This is a genomic window from Flavobacterium solisilvae (assembly GCF_012911605.1).
In the GTDB taxonomy this organism is placed as follows: Bacteria; Bacteroidota; Bacteroidia; order Flavobacteriales; family Flavobacteriaceae; genus Flavobacterium; species Flavobacterium solisilvae.
Genome location: NZ_JAAMPT010000008.1, coordinates 1 through 222 on the forward strand (window position 1 = coordinate 1; position 222 = coordinate 222).

Annotated in this window: 1 protein-coding gene; it reads left to right on the plus strand. The window is 41.9% G+C overall.

All coding sequences use genetic code 11. The features are described 5' to 3' along the window. Positions 1-222: hypothetical protein (locus G6042_RS00040; RefSeq protein WP_169522285.1), on the plus strand; the 222-nt coding region annotated here is incomplete at both ends.

A 222-nucleotide genomic window follows, 5' to 3' on the forward strand; every position in this document is an offset into this window, starting at 1 on the left:
AATTAATCGTCAACCCAACGCCAGAAGCGACCGAGCCAACAGATTACCATTTATGTGATTACACAGGTGCAGTAGGTTATGAGAGTTTCAATTTAACGACCAAAATAGCGGAGATTTTAGGCAGCATTAATGCGGCAACACATACGGTAACATTCTATACAGATTTCACCCAAGCCCAATTAGGAACAGGCAACATCACCAATGTAACGGCTTATACCAATG